This is a genomic window from Prevotella sp. kh1p2, assembly GCF_900111525.1.
In the GTDB taxonomy this organism is placed as follows: domain Bacteria; phylum Bacteroidota; class Bacteroidia; order Bacteroidales; family Bacteroidaceae; genus Prevotella.
The window spans coordinates 39100-63759 of record NZ_FOHY01000002.1; the positions used below are offsets into that span (position 1 = coordinate 39100).

Below are 24660 nucleotides of genomic sequence, written 5' to 3' on the forward strand. Positions count from 1 at the left end.
CCTTTCCGAGATTACCATTTGTACAAATTGTACGTTTGCAAAAACAAGTTGACATTCTTTTAACGATACCCAGACATTGGTGCCAGCCTAAACGAAACACTTTCCGAGTCACATTGGTGAATCGCCAATGTGATTCGATTTTCCTTCAAATGGCATTGTGTCTTTGCCATGCAACTCAATGTCTAACTTTATTTGCTCGCATCCTTTGTCAGTTCGTTATAGAGGGCGGAGCCCTTGACGGTTAGCAGATACTTTTGCCTTGGATGCCGAGGTCTGTCTGGATAGAGCAGGCAGACAAAGCCTTCAGCCATTGCTGGGGTAAGAGAATACTCCATAAAATTCATTCGGTCTTTCAGACCAACGGCAGCAAGCATCTCCTTTACGGAGAGCTGACGATGGCCAATAGCTTTGACCAACCGCAAAATATTCTCATTGTCGGTCGCGAATGGAGCACCAGTACTTGATGGGGTACTTGCGGGGGTACTTGATGGGGCTGCAAGTTCTTCTGGTGGATTAACGAGCATATAACGGTTGTGCAACTCGTTCTTTTCGCCCATCAGCAAGTTTCGGAAGAATAGTTCCAAGAATCGCGTGTCGCGTTGAATCCCCCTCGCTATATTTTGGTAATTGGCCCGTACCAGCGCATTTCGGAAATACCACGAATGCATGGAAAACAGGTGATTAGTAACGTCGAACCCGATGGAACGCAGATACTTAATGGTGAAAACAGCCGTCGTTCGCGTGTTTCCTTCTCGGAAAGGATGTATCTGCCAGATACTAGACACAAACTTTGCGAGATGCTCCACCACCTGGCCCATGTTTAATCCGCTATAATCGAACTGTCGTTCTTGCTCCATGTCATACTCCAGAGCCATTCGCAGATCTTGACTCCGTCCATAGAGTACCGTATCGCCACGCAGCACCCACTCCTTTTTCGTAATGTCGTAATTGCGCAGCTGTCCGGCGTGCTTGAACACTCCCTCGAAAATGTGACGATGGATGGAAATGAGTGTTGGCACGCTAAAGGAGAACGACTGCTCGGCTATGATTTTCGCGATGTTGCCTGAAACCTTATCGGCTTCCTGCTTCTCTTCGTCGTCTGGCTCACGGCTTGTTTTTGTCTGATAATAGGTCTTGATAAGTTCACGAGCTTCATCAATAGTGATTTCACCCTCAATATTCCTTACGGCTGTATCTTTGAGATATTGCGACACAGTCAGCCCATCTACCGCCTGAAGACCGATAGCTGTGCTCCATGCGTAAGCCCTTTCCGCTTTCTGAGGTTCCCCTACTTGTGAGTATTCCTCAAAATTTATATAACCTTCTTTCTGTGACATATCTTATAACGTATTATCAAGTTGCTTTATTTCCATATATTGTTGAAACGTCCTCTGCCGCCATCATGGGTTCTTCCTCTGGTATCTCATAGTGCCTGATGCTATGGTCTTGCAGGTATATTTTGTTGAGTGTGAATGCCAGCGACTCCAACGTCTTCTCCCGTACCTTCGGTTTCAGTTCACATTCCCAAATGGTAATGGAGTGCCAGCCCATCGCAGCCAGCTCATGCTGCACCTTCAAGTCCCGCTCCTGGTTCCTCCGTATCTTGGCTACCCAAAACTCCCTGTTCGTCTTCGGAATCTTGCAGCACTCGGAATTATCAAATTCTTTGCTCCCCTCGCCTTTTGGAGAGGGGTTGGGGGTGAGGCTCACATTGTGTCCGTGCCAGAAGCATCCATTCACAAAGATACAAGTTCTATACTTCCGCATTACAATGTCAGGTTTTCCGGGCAGTCTTGGATGATTCAGTCGATAGCGGAATCCATGTCCCCACAGCCAACGACGCACCACCATCTCCGGCTTCGTGTCCTTGCCGTGGATGGCAGCCATATTAGCGTGGCGTTGTTGTGAGTTGAGCCTGTCCATATTACTTATTAGTTATCAAATTGTACAATTCCTTTGCTACAGCTTCTGCTAGAAGTACAGGAACACCATTACCAATGATTTTGAACTTTGCAGATTGTCGTCCAGGTCCCCATACATACTTGTCATCTACGCTTTGAATTCTCAATGCTTCTCTCACAGTAAGGCGCCTGTTTTTGTAGGGATGAAGAAAAACTTCATTATTACCAAAACAGGTGGTTGGACTATAACGGAAACGATGCAATCTTTTAAAAGAACGTCTTTTGGTATCTCCTTCGTTTATAAGCAATCTTTTATCTGCGTCTTTTACAAAAGCGAAATATTCATTACCATTTGGCAAATCTTCAGCATACTCTAAGCATCTTTGTACACATAACTCAAATGGAATGTCTTCAGGTTTTTCCACGTTTGCAGTTCCAAAAGGGATATCTTCTGGCCATTTAATTGTAGTATGAGCATCTGGATACTTGGGAGTAGGCCACGGAAAATGCATACTTCTAACGTCTTGCATTGTAGGTTCAATGGTATCGGATACATTAAATGCATCCTTTCTTAGCCCTACTATAAATACGCGTTTACGATATTGGGGAACGCCAAAATCTAGGGCATTCAGAGTAGTACGATCAATATAATAATCTTCGCTTAACAGTTTTAATAACAATGTATCTAGAATACGCTTCGGATCTTTTCTCATAAGAAGACCTACAACATTCTCCATCACAAAAAATGTAGGCTCCATTTTCTTAATACGCTCAAAGAATACATGAGTCATTTTGCCACGTGTACCCTTAAACCCATCCCCTTTTCCATTCATAGTAAAATCTTGGCATGGAGGGCCTCCAATAATTCCCCACATACTTGGAACTCCTTTAGGGAAAGCTTTCTTTAAAATAGCATCGGGGGATAAATCAGACAGGGACTCTGTACTTGTAATTGGACAATACTTCTTTTTATGTCCTCTTCCCCATGAAGAGATACCCTCGTCATGTAGTTCTGCAAAAACTTTTTCGTATTCATTTGCATACACGACTTGGAAACCGGCATTCATGAATCCCATATCCATGAATCCGCCACCAGAAAAAAATGAAACGACTGGTATTTTATCTTTTTTTTTCTTATTATAATTCATATATAATTGTATTATTCGAAATCTTATAACTGCTAGATGGTTTAGCCATGTTCGAGTTGAGAATGTTTATAAGCGATAGTTTTTTATCGACATATTGTTCAGGCATGTCTAAATGAAACTCCTCCAATCCCGATAAAGTAATTGTATCACCCGTGGTTGTTGCTAACTCAAACAAATTAGGACTGATGACTTTATTTACTACACCTATAATATCAGTGAAAATGGTGTTTTGGCTCATATCTCTTTGTTCACATATATGGCGAACTGAGCATAACGAACACGATTCACATGGTTTTAATCCATTGTTAAATTCTCGTTTTTCAATTATTTGATTCAACTTTTTTATTGTTTGTTGTACTTGGATAAGATATGATGCATTCAAGCCCTTGTCATACTTAACGAAATGTCTGTTGCCATCAATATCTACAAGAGAAAGTGACTTTATTGATCCTAGTTTAAGATGTTCACACATTATTGCATAAAGGTGCAACTGAGTAACATATTCCTTTTTTATGTTATCTGTTTCATCAATAACAACACCTGACTTGTAATCAATTATGTCAACACCATCAGGATTCAAGCGTAGCTTATCAATAACTCCACGCAAGCCAATATCAGTACAATCAATCCAATATTCTGAATAAGTCTTCGTTTTTTCTGAATTCCCTCCTTTATGCGAACTACTATTGATAATAGAAAGTGCATAACGGAAGCATTTGTTTCTTTTGTCATAGTCATTAATATCTACATTTTGTAATGTTGGATAATATTGGCTCAATTTATCTTCCTGCGCTTTTACTAGCTCTTCCCATTTGGACGATAAATCTTTTATAGAGCAGATCTCCTTTTTAGAAGACAACTCGTAAATCTTATGGATGATGGTTCCTATAAGTGTGCTTTTGGAAGTCGGTAAAAGATAACGTCTGTCATTAAATGAATCTAAAGCCTTTTGAAGTAGCAATTGGTATGAGCAGCCCGTATCTATCCATGAGAAAGAACTTGGAGACAATGTTTTTATCACAACATTGTCCCAAGTGTTCTTAATATCAGGAATTTTAACGAATTTCATATTCACTGATTCTGTAAGTTCTGAATATACTCATAACAATTACTTGTACGCCTTAAAAGATTAAAGGTGTCTATTGTAATTATGTCACTATTATTCCAATTTTCATTGTGAAGAAGAGAAGCTTCAAGGACAGAATCTGCAATAATTCTTGTTGACATCCCTTCCCATAAAGGATGTGATGCGAACACTGGCTTACGTCTTCCACTTGGATCATATAGATATGGTATTCCATCACTAGTCTGTTCTAACTCGAAAACCATTGTCCCAGAAGAAGTACGGAAAAATCCTTCGTTTAACGCTATAAGAAGAGTTTTAGCGAATTCTTTCCATCCCTTTAGCTCCGGATAATCAAAATTTCCATCAGCTCCAGCCCTATAAGAGGAATCTATCATAATTCTAAACAGAGCGATTCCCAATCTCCAGTCCAGAAGTCCATGATATGGCATATTCCTATAAGTTTTTAGACACTTGTAGCACGAGGAGTCACAATCATCAATGTGCTCATCACCGAGCATCTGTCTAAAATATGAGTCTTCACTATTACTGCCTAATATCCTATTAATATAGTCATCAAAGCAGTTATAGAAATCTGCGACAAATCCGGAGCCGTTAATCTTCTCATCTGCAAGACATACCTCTCCTAAATATCCGGGCTTTGATAGGACTTCAACTACGTCAATCTCTGTAGGATCAACATCAAGTTTAGATGCTATGGCTCTTTGTATTAAGAAAGAGAGTGAATAATATGCAGCTCTAACCCCTTGTGTTCTGAAATCTAATTTCCCATTATCATTACAATGGAAGGGTTCTAAGGTTAAACCGTGGATTCTATTTTTAGGAGAAAGCGTTATTACATTCGTGATTTTTTGGGCTGCTAGATGTATTCTCTCCATCTGACCATTGGGAGAAATGAAAGTTCTAACATCTTTATTATCATCTGATCTTAACTCTATACCGGTTTGAAGCGTTTGTGGTTGATCTGTCCCATTATATACTGGGGTGGCAATCCATTGTAGGGCTGATGAAGAAAATCTTGTTCCTCCTAAGATATAATGAACACTGCACACACAACCTTCTATTTCCTTATCACTAATACGCCATGTTTTACCCTCTTTAAGTAAAGAGAGGTCAAAATTCATGTTAGTAGGACATGGTAAAGTTATAGGATTTGCAGAGCTCTCCATTCTAATGCCATTGCGCTTAACCAATATTTCAGCGTCATCTTTCTGATCGAAGCCCTTAGATAAACTGGTTATAAAAGCTGCTGGGGTACATATGGTTGATGGAGTCATGGGCGCACCACATGATTCACAGCTCATTTCATTGTTAGAATCAAGACTATTAGTGACCATTTTGTTGCAACTAGGATTACTGCAAGTCCATAGAGTCAGTCTTAATGGGAAAACTGGTGAAATTGGTGTTCCCTTAGTCTTAATACATTTCCGTCCTTGCATACCTTCTCCATAAATAATTGACGGTTGAGTAAAACCGATGGAAGTTAAAATATGCTTGTCCTTAGTTATTGAAGAACCTGGTGCAAAGGCCGTAATTGCTTGGTCTATTGGACGAGACACGGAAGATATTTCTTCTTTTATCTCATTCCCCCGTGCATATTGCAAACTATGATATAAAACTCTATCTCTTGTTGGCATACCATACATTGGAAGTACGCCAGCTTCTGCAAGACACTCTGCCAGAGTATCCGCAACAACAGACTCATCATCTACAGCATAGCCTATCTTTTTGAAAAGGTTACTATCCTGTTCTGTATCGTGTGCAAACAAGGATAATTTATCAATTAATGTTGTGTCACTAGTCAACAATGATGCTATTTTTCGGAGAAGTGACATATTCGAATTACTCGAAAGCCAAGTATTGATTTCATCCACAATGTTGTTCACATTGTCTTTCCAATCTTGACGAGTTCCAAATTCACCATGTGTATTGCCCTCTAATCTAATATCATGGTTATTGGCAAAGGACTTAAAAGCATAATACAATATCTCTTTTGCGTACAAGCGCTGAAGAATTTCGAACTGATCCATAGATAAAAATGGAGTTGGTGGTTGGTCTCCAGTAATTTGATACGGATTTAAGAAATAATGCTCGTCATGACTGCGACCGCGACAAAGTGTTAATACAATAGAATAAGCTTGTCCTCTACGTCCACCACGTCCAACTCTCTGCTGATAATTGAATCTTTGTGGTGGCATATTTGTCAGCATCACTCCTTGTAATGGACCAATATCAACACCTACCTCCATCGTAGTTGTAACACTGAGAACATCTATTGATTTAGCTTTCTCCAAATACTCTGAGTTCTTATCCTGAGAGTTAACTTTAATGATATCCCTGAATTCCAGTTGACGTTCTCCTTGGTTATCTGTTTGACCAGAAAGCTCTTCACAATGCAATCGACATGCAGGTCGGTGCTTTACAGAGTTAATCATTAGGTCGGTTCTTCTTCTTAGTTCGTCAACAGTTATTGTGTTTTGTTCATCTAAACGGCTAAAGCAGTTAGTACAGATACCTGCAGATTTGTTTAAATGAACCCGACCGCACTTTGGGCAAATGTATCCCTTTTCTTGGCCTGACACACATCGTATTTTTAATGTATGAGGCATTAGGAACATCTGTTTGTTGCCCGTGTCTCGCAGGTAATCAAGAACTGCCTGTCCTAAAGTATTGGGTGTCTTAGTTTTCCTACCATCTTGCTGACTATATGGGATTCCATATTTTTTGCAGCACTCGTATATATACAGCCTAATAGGTGCTTTCGCCTTCAGGTTTTGAAAGTCTGCATCAGAAGCCTTGGGGAACACATCGTCTTCGTATGGATTGTGATAATATCTGTAGGAATTACCAATTAATCTTATCACAGAAGTAACTATCTCCATGAATATATCATGAGAAATAAATGTATTTAGCCCTCTGTTGTTTTCTGTAAGTGCCTTTTCTATTTTTTCTTCATAACGAGAGACGGTTACCCAACCAATGCCTGAACTTTCAGCATTGTAATGTAAGCGCCCAAAAAGAACTCCCATTACATGTTGGATGATAGCCTTTCCTGCTTTCTTTTCTACATTTTCTATTAATTGCTGAGAGGCATTTTCATCCACTTCATACCACATAACAGGGTCTGCATCTCTGGTTTCTTCATAGTGCTGATTTGTAGAATCACAGCCTGCAGGGTTAGAATATAGTTCTCGGAAAGCTTTATATATAGGCGAATCTATACAGTGATCTGTTTTTATCAGGTCTTCAACAGATTTTGTCTTCTCAAGAATACTCTTTACTACTGCTATTTCACCATCAATGCCGGAAAGTATACGCAATGCATTCCTTTTTTCACGTTCAGAAGAATGAGGATTATCACGGGTCGTTAATGCATTCTTTTTATCTTCTATCAGCTCATTTAATTCCAATTCCTTTGCGTCATAGTCAATTGTCGGATCAAGCGTGCACTGTTCTACAATAATATCTCGCATTAAATCTGTATACTGGTTGCGCTCTATGTCGTTAGCAACGACAGCAGCATCTTGTCGACTGTCTGCAAATGTAACTAGTTTGCGGTTATGGAGAGTAGGCAACTGATAGAACAGTTCTCGTGCATATAATTGAGTAACCTTATTGAAACCAGTTCGGAAACCTCTTAAAGGAGATCGGAAGCCTTTGCCATGTTTATCTGTAGCGCAATAAGGACAATGACAAGGAAGTGCAGGCGCAGCACAAGCTGCCTCAATATTTTGCTCACCATCTAGGCCATGGACTGTATAAAGGAATCCTTTGATACCAGATTGTTCGTCACCTTCATCTGCAAGTGTTACAAAACCTGTTTTCTCGTCAAGATATGCAAATTGCCACTCACAATCAAATTCTGTATCGGATTTCCCGAATTCACCCTTATGCAGCATCTTTACGTCTTGCTCATGCATTCTCTTCTCGACCGTGTCAGCCCTTTCTGAAGGAGGTATGGGATAGAATATCGCAAAGTCATGGTAATTACGTTTCTCTACCATTACCTGGCTTTGCCGTTCAGGTAATTCTTCAAGATTTGAACTGGTAGGTAAGATATTGGTTAGCCATTTGTAGCTATTCGGTTCTCTATACGCATGTCTTTTGCCACCATAGAAAAGTGTACCACATTGTTCACAATATAATAGTTCAAGAACGCGTTTGTCTCCATCTATATCGCGAGAGTGAGCATGAAGTCTTCCAACAGGTCTGTTATTGTCTTCGTTGTAATCATCCAATGTAGCCCAAAGTCCATCTATATTCCTATAAAACAAATGAAAGCGGAAACGTTGTAATGTCGAAGCGGAGACGTTAAATATATCATATAATCCTCTTAAAATAACAAAACCTTCAGCAGCCTTTGCTGATTCATTTTCGTCAATGTCTTCACCAAAGAGAAACGAAGTAAAATATCTGCCTAATTGATTATTTGACTCGTCTTCATTTTTTCCTTTGCAGAATGGCAAGGCTCTGTTATGCCCCATTTCCCCCAAATCGAAAGTGTCAAATAATCGTTGTGTAACTGCCAGTTCATCAGTAATGAACACATTCAGCAATTGTTGTAGTCCATCAGATTCTATCAAACCTACATTTGCATATGACGCAAGGACTGAAGCCGCATTATGGCAAACTGAATCAATATGAGATTTAATCAAAGCATCATCCTTATATTGTTCAAAGCATAATGGATTCTCATAGAAAAGATTGTATATGTCAATAAATGGATTAATAGGTAGTTTCGTGTCATAGTGTTGAGTCGTCTGCACATAATGACCTTCAACAATGTTTTCTACTGTAAAATCGCAACCAAAGAAGTCTTTAAGGAATTTCAAACTTTCTTCCTGTTTATCACCATTAACTTCCAATGATGCAGACGAAGATAGTATCCTCAGTTGAGGGCTATCAGGAGTTAATCCCAGACGGTTTAACAATAAGCGAATAAGGTAGGCAGTCTCTGTTCCAGCTGTTCCACGATTCAGATGTAATTCATCGATTATCAAATGGAAAATATGTCGCCTATCTTTTGCTAACCACTGACGTGTTTTCTCTATGATGGGATTGTCCACCTCACGCATCAGCATCATTGCCAACATCGAATAGTTAGTAATGAGTATGTCCGGCGGAGTTTGCTGCATGTCAAAACGACTACGCATTTCCGAAGATGCGATACCATCACGACCCTTAGTCATTGGTGAGATTGTACGCCTCACCTCGTATTTGTGAATATTTTTTAGCTTTTCTCTTTCCTCATCAGTCAGATTTTGTTTATCTTCTTTTTCTTTTTCACGTAATCTGATTTCTTCTTCTCTGTCAATACCTTCAATTAGTGCAAGTGTGTCACTTGTCTGCTCATCAAGTTCTCTCATTGCAGAGAGAAGACGCTTATAGATATTACTATTAGCAGCATTTTCACCACTCTTAGGATAACCTGATGTTGGAGTCGCCCCATTATATCTTCCATAGAAAATCCTATTCCCATGAAGTCTGTCAACCATCCATTGTTGAACTTCGTCATTGTCAAGTGCATCGCGAAGGCGAGTCATTTGGTCTTCTACTAAGGCATTCATAGGATAAATGATGAGCGCTCTTACAGCAGCGTCCCTTTTTTCATTGGCACGTTGGAGTGCATGTGCTGTCATTCGACCAGGTGTTCCTCGAACTGCCCCTTGAGGAAAAACAAATACCTCATTTTTGCTAAGTGGTTCTCCGTTATTAGCCTTCCACCACTCATGTGTGGTATAATTCTCAGAAGTTGACCACTCACTCTCTGCTTCCTTCATGATATCAGCCAACATCGGAAGCAAAAAAGATTCAGTTTTACCTGAACCTGTACCAGAAGTAATAATACAGTTTTTACCTAAAAGTGCCTTCTGAAGCATCTCTGCCTGATGCTGATAAATAGGATAATTACCACTAATGAGACCCTTTAATATGAATTCCTTAAAAAGTGATCTCGCTTCTATGTTCATACCGGGAAGATCAGACTCTTCCAATGATGAAATACGCAGTTTTTCACCATTCCTTTCAATATTATTATAGGAAGGCAACGGTTCTATCCAAGGTTCTCGTGAGGCTATTGAATCAGTATTCAACAACTCTTCTCGCTCTTTCTCGATACTATCATATCTGGTACCAAAAGCTGTTTTTACATAAAGGATAAAATTTTCTTTTATCTCCTTATATGAATATATAGGATTAATCAGGTACTTCGCCATAATTACAAATATTTAATTTTGTCCGAGTTTTCTTAAAATAGTTTCTGGTTTACAGGCCTTTATTAAAGGATTTTGTCCAACCACGTTATAGGCTCTACTTCCAAAGGTGGCACTTGGAGTTTTACCGGTAATAAGTGTCAAGGCTCTAGCATATAATAAAGGCAAGCGTATTTGCTGAGGCAGAATGATTAGTTCCTTGTCTTCATCATATTGCAACACCTGAGCATTTTGCAGACGCATTCCTATAAAATGGCCCCAATATTTATCGATTTCTATCATCCTACCGTTATCTATCAGAACACAAGTTTCATCTCTTGTTCCAGGGAAGAACACTACAACATCATTATTCTTGTCATATTCTTCTTTGTCTATTTCTGCATTGGTTAGGCATCTGCCCTTAGCAACTCTATCAGGATAAAGATCTGACATTTTCTTGTAATCAATACTTCTGAAGTGTTTAACAAGAAATAAATCTTGCTCATAGCCATTAACTTTCTTCATTTCTTTATAGTCATCTACAGAGGGGAGATCTTCAAGCAGAGCATTAGAGTATAAATTATCCTGATAGAGCAAATGGCATCTTTCTGCAAGTTGTTTGAATGAACTTCTTGATTGTGCATAAATATATACCGTCTGCGGCATCAAAATATCTGTACTCTCTACGAATTCTACTGATATTCCTAATGCTTTTTGCTGCTTTTCAATGTCTCTAATCAATGCAATAGTTCGTCCGCCAGTGAGTAAACACTTAAACTGATTATCTGTACACTTAAAGGAATACATTTTTTTGCCGTTTAGTCCAGGCGACACTATTTTTTCGTAATCAGGAGTCAATAGTACCAAAGTTGGTCTATTCGCAACAAGACGGAGCCCCCGTTCCGTATATGCGTAGTTGATATATCCCATTCTGAAATAATCCGCCAATGCATTTTGTAGAGCATACTTATCAGATTTGGGCGCAGATTCACCATCATCAACATCTTGCATCAATCTGTCCCTAATAGACTTTAGCCATTCGGTAGTGATTATCCATTTGTCTGTTTCATACGAAGCAGATGTGATAGCATACAGCAGGAAATCTCTTTCTTGATATATTTTGGGAGAAATAGCCTTTGCTGGTGCATGTTTCATCTGTAATGAAAGAAACGCCCAATTAATAAGGTTATTATTTATGATGTTATTCGGTAATTGAAGACCCACGGAAAACTTTTCCTCACTCATCATCCCCAATTTGTCTAAAGATAGTTCTTTAAATGTATTGGGCAGTATAAAGTCAGAGAATCTATATGTTTTCCCATACGGAATAGGACTCTCATTACAATAAAGTTGGAAATCTTTACCCAATTGAAATAGATTGGTAAAGACTTTTAATACCCATAAGTTTTTCTCATGATCGTATGCAAGTTCGGAAGAATTGCGGTGCAAGGTATTTACTGAAACTGCATATATTTTATCCTGTGATATGTCTATGCCGGTTATTTCAAACTGGGCAGGTAACAACTTAGATAGCAAAACAACTTCGCTGTCTGCTTCTGATTTTATCTCCAGGTTATTAACAGATCGACATTTTATTTCTTTTTTAAACCGTAGGCTATTGCCTTGTTCAGATTCCTCTATGGCATGCTGAATACGAAAAGCACTATAAAAGCCACCGAGAATATTGTTGGAAATAAGTTTAGCATTATTGCTTAATATCCAGGATTGGAACTTGTCGAGTGCTTCATTCCTAATTACAGCAAAATAGAATTCACCTTTAACAAACTCATTAGTTGAGATGTATTTGTTTTTGTATTGTTTGAGCAAATAATAATCAGTCACCACAAAACGACCTTTCATCGTTCTTTCGTTTACTTCATATATTCCATATGTTCCTTCTCTGTTCTTAAAGATAGAAGAGATTTCGTCATCCTTAATGGGAAATGGACGACTTGCATAACCGTCGTTCTTAATATATACAGGAGGCAATGGTGTATTAGTCGATTCCGTCTTGAAATTTAAATCTTCAATATCTTCAATGTCGGAACAATAAAGATGCAATGCAAAATTCATCTCGTCTGTTAAAACATCATACTCCATACTTAATAGTAAGGGATAGCATGTGTTACCGGACTCAATTCTTGTTCTACCGGTTTTACGGTCTCGTTCCTTAATCTTTGTAGTTCCATCCCACCTTTGATATTCTGAGTGTAGAACAGAAGTAAGGTATTCTTTGTTGTCTGTTCCTGTTAGAGTTTTGTATTTTGATAAAGGGATCCCAATCTGAGCATAGTAGTTGGAAAAAGCTGATAACAGTCTGGTATCACCAATGTTTGCTCTTGGCACTAAACCTGCTTTATCAAAAAGAATACCAAACCTTTGAATTTTGGACGGAGACAACAAACTCTCTTTCATTAGTGATAACGCATACTGTGTTGCACCGTTATCAGAAATAACGAGATTAGATTTATAATTAAGGTTGTTGTCTTTTGCCCAATTATCAATACATAACCATATCTTGTCTAGATGTATTGTTCCAAGAAAACTGCGGCTCCATTTGTCGGTGTCTCCTTGCTTTCCTTTCACGAATCCGTTACTAATCAGGAATTTGTACAAATGTCCATAATAATCTCTGCCATGTAGTTCCAATTCATCATTTTCGCATATGGGCATGATTAAAAGAGCAACGATAGACAAGAGAACTACATAATCTTCCTCATTGATGGCAAGATTTGCTATGTGATTAATCTTTTTTTGTAAGTCTTTCAAATCTTTATTACCATCTGTATTATACCAAAACTTCCTAACGAAATCATTGCGAATAAAAATATCATCAAATGATGTCGCTCCTCTTCCATTTGCTATTTCCACATCAAGGTCTTTAGCAAAATCAATAAGATCCTGCATGGAAATGTGAAGAATAACTCTATCACCGAGTTCTCTTTCAAAGTAATATTTGTAAATCAGGTTACTCCAACTCTGTATGTTCATAATACAAATTCTATCGTTTAAGTTTCAGTTAATCCGATTAATATTTTACTTTCATCTTAGAGCCATCCCCGAGGGTATAAGCTTGATTTAAGCTACTCCTACGCTTGACCTTCCTACATCAACTACCTTCCTACAAACACGTGGTCACGATGATAAGCCAGGAAGTCGCGTTTGGGTGCATAGTCCTTGGGAACCTGTATCTTCTGGCCGGCAATACTGCCGAAATGCTTGTCGTAGTACTCCGCGGTTTTGTGCTCCTGTAGGGCAGATGAGAGTATGACGCTATAGTCATCAGGCGAAAAGGTTATCAATCCCTGATCAAAGGCTTTATCGTATAGTGCCGACAGGCAGATACCATTGCAGGGGTTAAGGCGGTCTTGCTTGTGTGCTTTCTCCGCCCAAGGGATTATATGGCTAGCTAGCAACAGCTGCGGAATATCCATACCCGTCAAGGCGCAACGACCACCGTAGTTTGTCAGTATCATTCTGCGGAAGTAGTCTTGTCCTTTCCTGCGTTTCGATTCAGATACGACATCTTCGCCTTCTTTTGTCAGATTGAAATGGTCAATCAGCCTTGTGGAAATGCTTCGAGGGTCGGCCTCCTGAGCCACTATTCTGTCTGCCTCATTGACATCCTGCATATATTGGGCATACTTCTTCAGACTCTTCAGAGCCGCAGAACAAAAACTTTTAAGCGGATAGCTTCGTTGGTTGGGCTTGCCGTAATCGTCGAAGATGTTTTGCTGTTGGAGCTTCATCTTCTTTACCTCATCATTGACCAGATGCAGTATGGCTTCTATGACAGCAGTATCAGAGACTTGATAGAGAGACTGCCTGTGAAGATCTACTACATCTTGGTACGGCAACACCTCATCCAGAACTTGTATGGCACGGGCATAGCTGTCAGCCTTGCCTGAATTCTCTGGCGAAAGTCTGGTGTTAAAATCTATAAATCCCTGTTTATCCATATATCATTCCCCGCTATTTGTTTTCTCCAACTCTTGTGAAAGAAGGTACTGTTTATACTCCCTCACAAATAACTCCCGTATATCAACCTCCAACAAATCTGCTATTTTGAGAATTGTGGCGAGGTCGGGTTGAGAAGAATTGGTACACCACTTACTGACGGTAGAAGGGGTGACACCCATCTCACCTGCCAGCCATCGAGCTGTTTTCTTCTTCTCGAATAAAACCATCTTTATTCGGTTAATATCTTCCATATATAAATAATGTAATATTTACCCTGCAAAGGTAGTGAAATACTTTCAATTTCTGCAGCTCTCTTTTAAATAATCGTGGTTCTGCGCCTCTTTTTTATGCTTTTTTATGTGTTTTTGCTGTTCATATATCCACCAAATATGGTTTTCTTGATGATTAGCGGAGCAACTCAAAACCACATACCTAAATCTGGTATCTGGTTTTCTTCTCCTGCTTGCCGCTTTTAGATAATGCTCCTTGTTTTCGCTGTAATCTTTGCAAAAACATTTCTTGAACTAACAAATAATCTCTCTACGTTTCAGAAGGTAACGCGAGGTCACTTTTGTCTCAAAAAGGTCACTTGAAGGTCACCGACAAAAGAAAAAGCACCTACAAAATCTTTGTAAATGCTTGATTTTCAGTGTGGACCAGCCAGGGCTTGAACCTGGGACCTCCAGATTATGAGTCTGTTGCTCTAACCAACTGAGCTACAAGTCCGTCTTATTCCATATAAGAATAAGTTTGCAGGTGCAAAGATACTTGGTTTATTGCAAATATCCAAATATTTTCGGTAAAAAGTCTTTTTGGAACGGACGAATACAGCTATTTGATAGCTTCATCTAAGGCTTTCCAATGCTCGGCTGTCATGCTGTAGGGCGTGAAGAGGCACACTCCGGCAGCTCCGGCTTGCATGCTTCCTTTTACTGCCTCACCTATTTCAGAAGGCAGCAGACCGGAATTCTCGGGGTCGATGACGCTTGCCTTGTTCTGCCAATCCTTGCAGATAAAGAGGCCGCTGTACACGGGCGTCTGCTTACCGCCCAGGCTCTGTACTTCCTCTGCCGTTACCTGCCCTGCCCACGAGGCCGGCTCCATGTAGAAGTCGTTGTAGTTCATGGGGAACACAGCATCCAGATTCCACTTGTTCCACTCCTGGCGTACCATCCAGATGGCATGGCTGCGGGGGCCAGGGAACACGTCGGCACTCACCTTCTTGCCGTTTTTATGAACGGCTTCCACTATCATGTTGACCAGATCGGTTACGGCATCCTGACGGAATTGCGCCCATTCTTTGATTTTGGAAGGGTCGGTCACCTTACGGATATCGATTCCCGACAGCTCCTTGAAAGCCTTCACGCAGTCGTCACAATAGCAGTAGTCGGCATTGGCATATTCGCCGTTCATCGTCAGGCCGTATTTGCTCCACAGCCCTTTGGCCAGAATAACATCAGCATAGCGGATATAATCGAGCTGAATGTAATCCAGATCGGGAATCTTGGAGAGTTCCGAGAATTTGTCTACGAGCCATTTCCTGACATTCGGATTGCGCGGATCGAGCGTCTTGTAATAGTCTACATAGGCCGGATGGTCATGGGCCGACTGTCCTAACCTGTTCACGGTGTACCAGGACGGGTCGAGCCCTTCCTGCAACATGGTGGGTATCCAGGCGTGGAACTCCAGCCCCTCGCGATGTGCCGCCTTTGCCGCAACGGCTATTTTGGCGGCATCCATGCCGGCATTCACACACACGCCTACCACTCCGTGCTTCTTCCACTGCTTGTATTCCTTGCGCAACGATTGCTCGGTGTTGTTGTTATTCCACGTTTGCCATACGTAAACGGGAACCTTGGCAGTGAGCGACAAAACTGCGGAAAACAGCACACAGAGAGCGAAAAATCTTTTAATCATGCTTCTAAGTTTGAATGTTTGGAACTACAAAGTTAAGGCAATTTCCGTCAATGCTTCCCCGCTTTTAAGTTAAATAATATAGAATAATAACCGATTAGGCCGAATTTGAGTAAATTTGCAGAAATAAACAAAAACAGACATGGTTGCTGACACGACAAAGGATATAGACATTACACAAGGACTTAGCGGACAAGAAGTATTGGAACGCAGACTGAAGTATGGAGAAAATCTGCTCACACCGCCTCCCCGCACCTCGCTCTGGAAACTTTATCTCGACAAGTACCGCGACCCTATTATCCGCATTCTGCTGGTTGCAGCGGCCATTTCGCTGGTGCTGGCGTTCGTAGAAAACGACTTTATTGAAACCATCGGCATCTTCTTAGCCATCTTTTTCGCCACCACGGTAGGCTTCTATTTTGAGCGCGATGCAGCCAAAAAGTTCAACATCCTCAACGCCCTGGGTGAGGAGCAGTTGGTCAAGGTGCGCCGCGAGGGCCGCGTATGCGAAATTCCGCGCAAGGATGTTGTGGTGGGCGACGTGATATTGATAGAGGTGGGCGACGAGATTCCGGCCGACGGAAAGCTCGTGCATGCCGTCGACCTGCAGATCGACGAGTCGTCGCTAACGGGCGAGCCGATATGTGCCAAGTCTGTCGACAACCGCCGCGAGCACGACGAGTCCACCTATCCCCGCGACATGGTGCTGCGCTCCACGATGGTAATGAGCGGCCGGGGCGAGGCTGTAGTGACGGCTGTAGGCGATCATACGGAGATAGGCAAGGTAGCCCGCAAGTCTACCGAGGTAACACCCACCAAGACTCCCCTCAACACCCAGCTCGACAAGCTGGCCAAACTCATTTCCAAGATAGGGTCGGCCGTGGCTATTGCCGCCTTCGTTATCTTCCTGGCTCACGACATCCTGACCAACCACGCCGTGTGGCAGGGTACCGACTACTTCAAGATGGCCGAGGTGGTACTCAACTATTTCATGATGGCCGTTACGCTGATAGTAATGGCCGTACCCGAAGGGTTGCCCATGGCCGTTACCCTTTCGCTGGCACTCAACATGCGGCGCATGCTCAAGTCCAACAACCTGGTGCGTAAGCTCCATGCCTGCGAGACGATGGGAGCCGTAACTGTGATATGCACCGACAAGACGGGAACGCTGACGCAGAACAAGATGCAGGTAGGCGAAATGATGATTGCCCACGGCGACAACAGCCTGATGGCAACGGCCATAGCAGCCAATTCCACCGCAGAACTTGCCGATGGTCATGGCATCGGCAACCCCACCGAGGCCTCTCTGCTGCTCTGGGTGCAGCAGCAAGGCTTCGATTACCGCAGTCTGCGGCGTGAGGCAACCGTGCTGGAGCAGCAGCCTTTCTCTACCGAAAAGAAGATGATGGCCACCCGCTGCCTGTTCCGTGGCCGCGAATACCGGTTTGTGAAAGGTGCGCCGGAGATAGTAATGGATATGTGCAACATGGAGCCCGAAGCCCGCCGGCAGGCCGACGCACAGCTTGCCACCTACCAGCACAAGGCCATGCGTACCCTCGCTTTTGCCTGCAACGGCACCTTCCAGGGCTTTGCAGCCATCAGCGACCCCATTCGAGAGGACGTTCCGCAGGCCGTACAACAGTGCCAGCGTGCCGGCATTGAGGTAAAAATCGTAACCGGCGACACCTCTGCTACTGCCGTAGAGATAGGCCGCCAGGCTCATCTCTTCGACGATATGCCCTCCTCCATCACCCAACACCCAACACCCATCACCCAACACCCAACACCCAACACCCAACGCCCAACACCCAATCCCCATCTCATCACTGGCCCGGAGTGGGCTGCACTTACCGATGAGGAAGCCTATGAGCGGGCTCCGCAGATACGGGTAATGAGCCGCGCGCGCCCAACCGACAAGCAGCGGTTGGTGGAAATGCTGCAAAAGCGGGGCGAGATAGTGGCCGTTACGGGCGACGGCACCAACGATGCCCCTGCCCTGCACTATGCTCACGTGGGCTTGTCGTTAGGCTCCGGAACCAGTGTTGCCAAGGAGGCTTCGGACATGACACTGCTCGACGACTCCTTCGGCAGCATCGCCAACGCCGTGATGTGGGGCCGTTCGCTGTACAAGAACATCCAGCGTTTTCTCTTCTTCCAGCTCGTTGTCAATGTAACGGCACTGTTGCTCGTCCTGGGCGGTTCCGTGATAGGCACCGAGATGCCGCTCACGGTAACCCAGATACTGTGGGTAAACCTCATCATGGATACCTTTGCAGCCCTCGCCCTGGCGTCTCTTCCGCCCTCGCGCGACGTGATGAACGAGAAGCCCCGCAGCCAGGCAGACTTCATCCTTACGCCCGGCATGAGCCGTGGCATCCTCTTCTGCGGCATCTCCTTCTTCCTCATCATGTTCGCATACCTTTATAAATGTCTGCACGACGATGACCCGGGCATGCAGAGCTACGAACTTACGATGTTCTTCACCACCTTTGTCATGCTGCAGTTCTGGAATCTCTTTAACGCCAAGACCCTCGGTTCCGACCGCTCCGCATTCCGCCATTTCGTGCTCGACAAGGGTCTCATGCTCGTACTCGTGCTCATTCTGTGCGGCCAGTGGCTCATCGTTACCTTCGGTGGAAAGATGTTCCGAACGGTTCCTCTTACGGCTGAGTCATGGCTAAAGATAATCGTTGCCACGTCGGCTGTGCTCTGGGCAGGCGAGATTTGGCGCTGGATACGCCGCCTGCTGCGCAAGCGGAAGGAGACGCAAAACTAATTTCATCAAGATAGAACCCATGGAATAATATCACCAAACAAACACCAACATGAACAAAAACCTTTTATTAGCTTTTGCTGTATTTGCTTTGGCGTCTTGCCGAATATCAGGCTTAACGTCCGGTTATTCCCATTTGTCCAAGAGTGAACAAGGGAAGGTAATCCATTACAAAGGGAAGATAGCCGACATACACGACCTCTCGAACGTATATGCCGTTACCGCGGAGCAGGTAAAAGAGTACCTTGCTACGCGCGAGAAGGTAGTTGTTTATGACTATACTCCCTACTGTACCGCCCCTAATTGCGTAACACCCGCCACCTTAGCTAATATCTGCAAGAAGCAGAAAGCCGACTTGCTTATCATCTCGAACGTGTACGATGATGTTTTCAGAGCAGTCGATGGCAAGCTGCCCATCTTAATGATAGAAACCCAGGCCTATAAAACCAAGTGGCGGTCTAAATACATTGACGCTTTCTTCAGTTCCCTTATCGGCCGGAGCCAAAAGGATGTAGATTACGCGGGTTACCATTATTTTAAGAATGGCAACTATGTAAGGAGCTTTAAAGACCCCAACGAAATAGGCAAAACTGCTTTGTAGCGCCTTGACAGGAAACTGTGTTTGCCTGCTTTATACCTGCCGAACTACCGCTTTACCACTATCTGGTAATCATCTTACCACTATCTGGTAATCCTTTTACCACTATCTGGTAAAGGCGTTACCACTATCTGGTAATCGAACGATATTTATCATTTCATCCCCCTGTTATTTTGACTTCAAAGGAACGGAAAAGCCAAAATAACAGGGGATAATGCGTTATATCTGCCGAAATTTTGTACCTTTGCCACACAGGGAACTCTGTGCAGGGGGTGCATCTCATGGTAACCGGGAGCTGACAGCACAGCAAAAGCCGAAACTGCCCCTACCCTGTTAGCCCCACGCTCTCCCGCCTCAACGGGCATTTGGAGAAGGATGCGCAGACTAACCGCCCGGCAGCAGTCGGGGCGAGAGACCTGAAACATAAGTCGGCTTACGAGCAATGGATACTATCAAGATAAACAGCGAAACCCATCTCAGCGTGCCCTGCGTGGCCACCATCGGCTTCTTCGATGGCGTACATCGCGGCCACCAGTATCTCATCAGCCACGTGGTGGCCGAAGCCGAGGCCTCGGGCATGCGGTCGGTGGTCATTACCTTCGACCGCCACCCGCGCCAGGTGCTCCACAGCGACTATGTACCCAAGCTGCTCAGCACGCTCGACGCTAAGCTGCTGCTGCTCTCCAAGACGCGCATTGACGTCTGCACACTGCTGCACTTCGACCTTGAAACGGCCTCGCTCTCGGCCTACGACTTCATGCGCACCGTCCTGCGCGACCGCCTGAACGTGCGTAAGCTCGTCATCGGTTACGACAACCGCTTCGGTCATAATCGCACCGAAGGCTTCGACGACTACGTGCGTTACGGCCGCGAGCTGGGCATCGAGGTGGTTCAGCATCAGGCTTTCGTGCTCAACGGCGTCAAGGTGAGCTCCTCGGTCATCCGCTCCTTCATCAAGGAGGGCGAGATAGAACTGGCCAACCAGTGCCTGGGCTATCCCTATACCATTATAGGGCAGGTGGTTGACGGGTACAAGGAAGGCCGCAAACTGGGCTTTCCCACGGCCAACTTAGACACCTCCGGCTACGGCCAACTGCTGCCCGCGGCGGGCGTTTACGGCGTGAAAGTGCGCCTGCAGCAGCAGGTAGCCGAGCACCGGGGCATGACCAACATCGGCACGCGCCCCACCTTTGGCGGCGACAGCGTTTCGGTAGAGACGCACATCTTTAACTTTACCGGCAATCTCTACGGCCAGCAGCTGCTCGTCTCGTTCGTTCACCACGTGCGACAGGAGTGCAAGTTCGCCGATACTGGCGCCCTCATAGCCCAGCTGAAGGAAGATAAGAAACAGGTAGAACAACAATTTGAAAACGACTTAGGAGAATGAAAAGAACAGGAAAAGGAATACTCGACATCATCTGGTATATCATCGTTTTTGCCCTCTTGCAGTATGTATGCCTCGTGCTCACGGCCGGGGTGAACATGGCCGTGGGCGGCAAGAGTGCCTCACAGATAGCCCACGCCGTGCTGAACGGCTCGCTGGGCCTTGGCAGTACGCTCATCATCGTGGCTACTATATTGAGTAGCCTGCTCACGCTGGTGCTTTTCGTGTGGCGTGGCTGGGCACCCGTTTCGCGTACTTACCTGCATTCCAAGCCCTGGGCTGTGTTTGCATGGGTAACGATACTGGCCATGGGCACCATCATCCCGTCGGAATTTCTGGTCGAACAGGTAGATATCCAGCTGCCGGAGCCTACGCAGCAGCTCTTTGAGGGCATCCTCTCGGAGCCGTTGGGCTACGTTGCAGTGGGCATCTTCGCCCCGCTGGTGGAGGAACTCGTGTTCCGCGGCGCCATCCTGCGCACGCTGCTGCGCTTCTTCAGCAGCCGCATGCACTGGTTGCCCATCATCATCTCCGCGCTCATCTTCGGCGTCCTACACATGAACTGGGCACAGTTCATCCACGCTTTCCTCATCGGGCTGCTCCTCGGCTGGATGTACTACCGCACCAACAGCATCCTGCCGGGCGTGCTCTTCCACTGGGTTAACAACACCATGGCCTTCGTGCTGTACCATCTCACGCCCTCAATGGCCGACGGCAAGCTCATCGACCTCTTCAACGGCAGCCAGCGCACGGTGTGGCTCTCGCTGCTGTTCTCTTTCTGCCTCATCATTCCCGCCATCTATCAACTGGCCCTCAGGATGAAGCGCAACGGCTTTGGACATGAAATTATAAACAATTAAATTCTACCAACAGGGTTGGTTATATAATTTTGATGAAATAGATAAAGAGACAGTATCACCCATTATGCAAAAGAATATACTGTTGGAAAACCGTAAATTCTACAGAGGGACCATCTTCACAATATCCTATTTTTGGGATAAAAAGGAATGTGACTCGTTTCTATTAGCTGAATGTTGGGAAGAAAACTATATCTTCCAAATAGTCTGCATCTCCGGATATAACGCCGGAACAGTATTGGGATACATAAAGAAAGGAACTTTATCGGGGACCCACCGCGCCATTACATACGAAGAACTGATAGATGGAATAAAGGAAAACTTTATGAATCCTGATTTAGAAAGTTTAAAGATTGAGGATGAATACAAACTCAGATTTGAGTAAGGATATGTGGAAAGGGCCCGTGTCTTTGTGCCCCGCAAGAGGCAAGTTGCGTTGATTTCCTGCTCAAAAGTTGAAAAACAGCCGATTTCATCGTTTGTTTATTAGTCTCCCCTTTCGTTTTATTTTGCATTTGCAGCTTAGTTTATCATCCCCTCCTAACCTCCCCTTTCTAAGGGGAGGATACCCTGGCGCCTGTTCGCTGGTTATTAGTGGGTAAGCAGCAATTAAACAGTGGAAAGACAACCAGCATCCTCCACTTGGAAAGGAGAGGACACGTTGGCGCCTATATGGTGGCTAACAATGAGCTTATTGCAATATAATAGTTGAAAAGCAAACTGGTATCCTCCCCTTAGAAAGGGGAGGCGGAGGAGGGGATGACAGGCAGTTAGCAATCCATTAAGCATCTTATACACCATCACCATTTAAAACATTCCTCTGCATTTGTTGCTCACTTCATCATCCCCTCCTAACCTCCCCTTTCCAAGGGGAGGATACCTTGGCGCCCAAACACTAATTGTTAGTGAGCTAACAGCAATAGGGGTGGATTGTATCAAAAAAGGAATGAGTTTCTTGGAGATGCCTTTCAAGGGGCTTGGAGATGCCCTTCAAGCCCCTAAAAGGATATCTCCAAGGGGCTTGAAAGGCACCTTTTACAAAGCTGCTGATAATGAGGTAGTTAGGAGAAGGGCTGAAGGAGGGCGCGAAAAGGGGAGATGGGCGGCCGATCCTGACGAGCGAAAAGACCGTGGGCAGTGGCTACATCTCTATCTCCCGGACCCGCCGCTCGAAGTCGTCGCGGCTGCACAGGGCCTTGTTCTTGATGCGGGCGCGGTAGTTGTAGATGGAGTTGGGAGAGTAGTCGAGGAACTCCGCGATGCGCGAACTCTCGTTGATGCCCAGCCGGATGAGGGCGAAGATGCGCAAATCGGTGGTGAGCTGGCCCTCCTGGGGCACCTTGATGTGGTGCTGGGGCGCCAGAAGAGCGTTGAAATCGTTGACGAAGTTGGGGAACAAACGCAGGAACACGCGGTCGAAGTTGTGGAAGAGTTCGCGCTGCTCGTCGGCCTTCAGCTGGCTTGTTTCGGTCATTTTAAGCAGGTCGGCGTATTGTTTGGCCTTGAGCTTGCGGTTCACCTTGATGCGATAATTGTCCAGTTTGTCGATGTACTCGGAGCAGGTGGAGAGGAACTTGCCGATGTATTCGTCCTTCATGCGGTTGGCATCGGAGAGCTGCTGGTTGGCCCGCTGCATGCGTTCGTTGGCATCGGAGAGCTGCCGGTTGAGCCCCTCGAGCTGGCGGTTGATGTCGTGCAGGTCGTTGCGGGCCCGGGCCAGCTGGCTGCGTTTGCGCTGCACGTAGGCGATAATGCCCAGCAGCACCACCGAGAGCAGGCTAACCAGGGCGATGAGCCACACCAGCCGGCGGTTGGCTTTTTGCAGCGAGTCGCGGTAGTTGGTGTTGATGACATTGAGGATGGGCGTTACCTGCCAGCCGCGCAGGTGGGTTCCGAAGAACGACACGCACGACCAGGAGTAGTCCATGTAGCGGTAGGCGCGGTCGGTATCGCCCTCCTTGCTCAGCAGGTCGGCCAGGGTCCAGAGCGAACTCTGGTCCATGATGGCGTTGCGGATGTCGCACAGGGCCGAGATGGCGAGCCACCGCTTCTGCTCCTCCACGTTGCCCTGGTTGCGGTAGATGAGCGAACGGAAGAAAGCCATGATGGCATAGTCGTGGGTTCCGTACTTAACGGCCTGCTCCCAGCGGCGGCTCGCCTGCATGGCCTCACTGAAGCGGCGGACGTTGTTGAGCTGCTGCGAGCGGCGCCAGAGATAGTTGGCCGAAGCGGGAGGAGCCACGGCGTAGAGCGAATCGCGGTAAGCATCGGAGAGGGAGTAGTTGAGTTGCTTGATTGTTTCGTCCTTGGCAAAGGCGCCCATGTCGCCGTAGACGTGCGTAGCTGTTTGATAGTAATCGGACAGCAGGCGCGGGTCGAGGTCGGCCTTCGACACCTGCCGCAGGAACCGGGTTGCCTCGTCGTAATAGCCCGAGATACCGTACTGGCTGACGAGCGACAGCATGCTGCGGGCTTCCAGGTCCTTGCGCCCCAGCTGCCGGGCCAGGGCAAGGCTGCGTTTTATCCACACCAAGGCCGAATCATTGGAGTAGGAGTAGTATTCCTGGCAGAGGGCAGCGGCCAGTTCGTAGCGCGACTGCAGGTTTGCCGTGGCGCGGTATTGCGACGAGAGCAGGTCGAGCCGCCCCTGCTTGGCCTCGATGTAGGGGTTGAGGAGGCGCCCCCGGGGCGACTGCCGTGTGGCGGAGATAGCCTGATCAAGCCGGCTGTAGAGCGTGTCGAGGCTCAGGCGGTCTTCACGCTGCTGTGCGACGCCACTGCCGACGGCAAACAGCAGGAGGAGCAGAGAGGCTAAACGGGCTTGGTATTTCATGATGACTGTAAAGTTGG

General features: G+C 45.1%; 15 protein-coding genes and 1 tRNA gene. 5 read left to right on the forward strand and 11 right to left on the reverse strand.

Annotated elements, in window-relative coordinates; translation table 11 throughout:
* Positions 1-188: 188 nt before the first annotated feature.
* The 10 genes from BMW31_RS01610 to BMW31_RS01655 form a co-directional block, all read right to left on the reverse strand.
* Positions 189-1337: a Fic family protein gene (locus tag BMW31_RS01610; RefSeq protein WP_091820286.1), complete on the reverse strand. Its 1149-nt coding sequence runs from the start codon at positions 1335-1337 to the stop codon at positions 189-191.
* 16 nt (positions 1338-1353) lie between these two features.
* Positions 1354-1923 (reverse strand): very short patch repair endonuclease, encoded by a 570-nt coding sequence (locus BMW31_RS01615; protein WP_091820289.1) that lies wholly within the window; start codon positions 1921-1923, stop codon positions 1354-1356.
* A gap of 1 nt (position 1924) precedes the next feature.
* The gene (locus BMW31_RS01620) at positions 1925-3049 is read right to left on the reverse strand and encodes a DNA cytosine methyltransferase (protein ID WP_091820292.1); all 1125 of its coding nucleotides are present in this window, start codon (positions 3047-3049) and stop codon (positions 1925-1927) included.
* Positions 3039-4118: a PD-(D/E)XK nuclease family protein gene (locus tag BMW31_RS01625; RefSeq protein ID WP_091820295.1), complete on the reverse strand. Its 1080-nt coding sequence runs from the start codon at positions 4116-4118 to the stop codon at positions 3039-3041. Before BMW31_RS01625 ends, BMW31_RS01620 begins: the two co-directional genes overlap by 11 nt.
* A 2-nt stretch (positions 4119-4120) precedes the next feature.
* Positions 4121-10348 carry a DEAD/DEAH box helicase gene (locus BMW31_RS01630; protein ID WP_091820298.1) on the reverse strand — a complete coding sequence of 2076 codons (6228 nt, stop codon included), beginning with the start codon at positions 10346-10348 and terminating at the stop codon, positions 4121-4123.
* 12 nt (positions 10349-10360) lie between these two features.
* Positions 10361-13315 (reverse strand): hypothetical protein, encoded by a 2955-nt coding sequence (locus BMW31_RS01635; protein WP_255404782.1) that lies wholly within the window; start codon positions 13313-13315, stop codon positions 10361-10363.
* A gap of 122 nt (positions 13316-13437) precedes the next feature.
* Positions 13438-14283, reverse strand: a complete 846-nt coding sequence (locus BMW31_RS01640) for an HNH endonuclease (RefSeq protein ID WP_255404783.1) — start codon at positions 14281-14283, stop codon at positions 13438-13440.
* A gap of 3 nt (positions 14284-14286) precedes the next feature.
* Positions 14287-14535, reverse strand: coding sequence for a helix-turn-helix transcriptional regulator (locus BMW31_RS01645; RefSeq protein ID WP_091820301.1), 249 nt, complete (start codon positions 14533-14535; stop codon positions 14287-14289).
* 401 nt (positions 14536-14936) lie between these two features.
* Positions 14937-15010: transfer RNA gene (locus BMW31_RS01650), tRNA-Ile, on the reverse strand.
* A gap of 105 nt (positions 15011-15115) precedes the next feature.
* Positions 15116-16201, reverse strand: a complete 1086-nt coding sequence (locus BMW31_RS01655; protein ID WP_091820304.1) for a glycoside hydrolase family protein — start codon at positions 16199-16201, stop codon at positions 15116-15118.
* A 139-nt stretch (positions 16202-16340) separates the two neighbouring features.
* Here BMW31_RS01655 and BMW31_RS01660 point away from each other — a divergent pair, with 139 nt between their 5' ends.
* The 5 genes from BMW31_RS01660 to BMW31_RS01680 all read left to right on the forward strand — a co-directional run bounded on the left by BMW31_RS01660 (position 16341) and on the right by BMW31_RS01680 (position 22195).
* Entirely contained in the window at positions 16341-18974 is a 2634-nt protein-coding gene (locus BMW31_RS01660; RefSeq protein WP_091820307.1) for a cation-translocating P-type ATPase, read from the forward strand.
* A gap of 133 nt (positions 18975-19107) precedes the next feature.
* A complete protein-coding gene (locus tag BMW31_RS01665; RefSeq protein ID WP_317039765.1) occupies positions 19108-19572 on the forward strand; it encodes a hypothetical protein in 465 nt (154 codons plus the stop codon).
* A 439-nt stretch (positions 19573-20011) separates the two neighbouring features.
* Entirely contained in the window at positions 20012-20956 is a 945-nt protein-coding gene (locus BMW31_RS01670) for a bifunctional riboflavin kinase/FAD synthetase (protein ID WP_091820313.1), read from the forward strand.
* Complete coding sequence (locus BMW31_RS01675; RefSeq protein ID WP_091820316.1) at positions 20953-21813, forward strand: CPBP family intramembrane glutamic endopeptidase; 861 nt, start codon at positions 20953-20955, stop codon at positions 21811-21813. The genes BMW31_RS01670 and BMW31_RS01675 overlap by 4 nt, the downstream gene beginning before the upstream one ends.
* Positions 21814-21877: 64 nt before the next feature.
* The gene (locus tag BMW31_RS01680; protein WP_091820319.1) at positions 21878-22195 is read left to right on the forward strand and encodes a hypothetical protein; all 318 of its coding nucleotides are present in this window, start codon (positions 21878-21880) and stop codon (positions 22193-22195) included.
* Positions 22196-22951: 756 nt separating this feature from the next.
* Here the strand turns inward: BMW31_RS01680 and BMW31_RS13385 are convergent.
* On the reverse strand, positions 22952-24643 hold the full coding sequence (locus BMW31_RS13385) for a DUF6377 domain-containing protein (RefSeq protein ID WP_177166249.1): 1692 nt from the start codon (positions 24641-24643) through the stop codon (positions 22952-22954).
* Positions 24644-24660 lie beyond the last annotated feature (17 nt).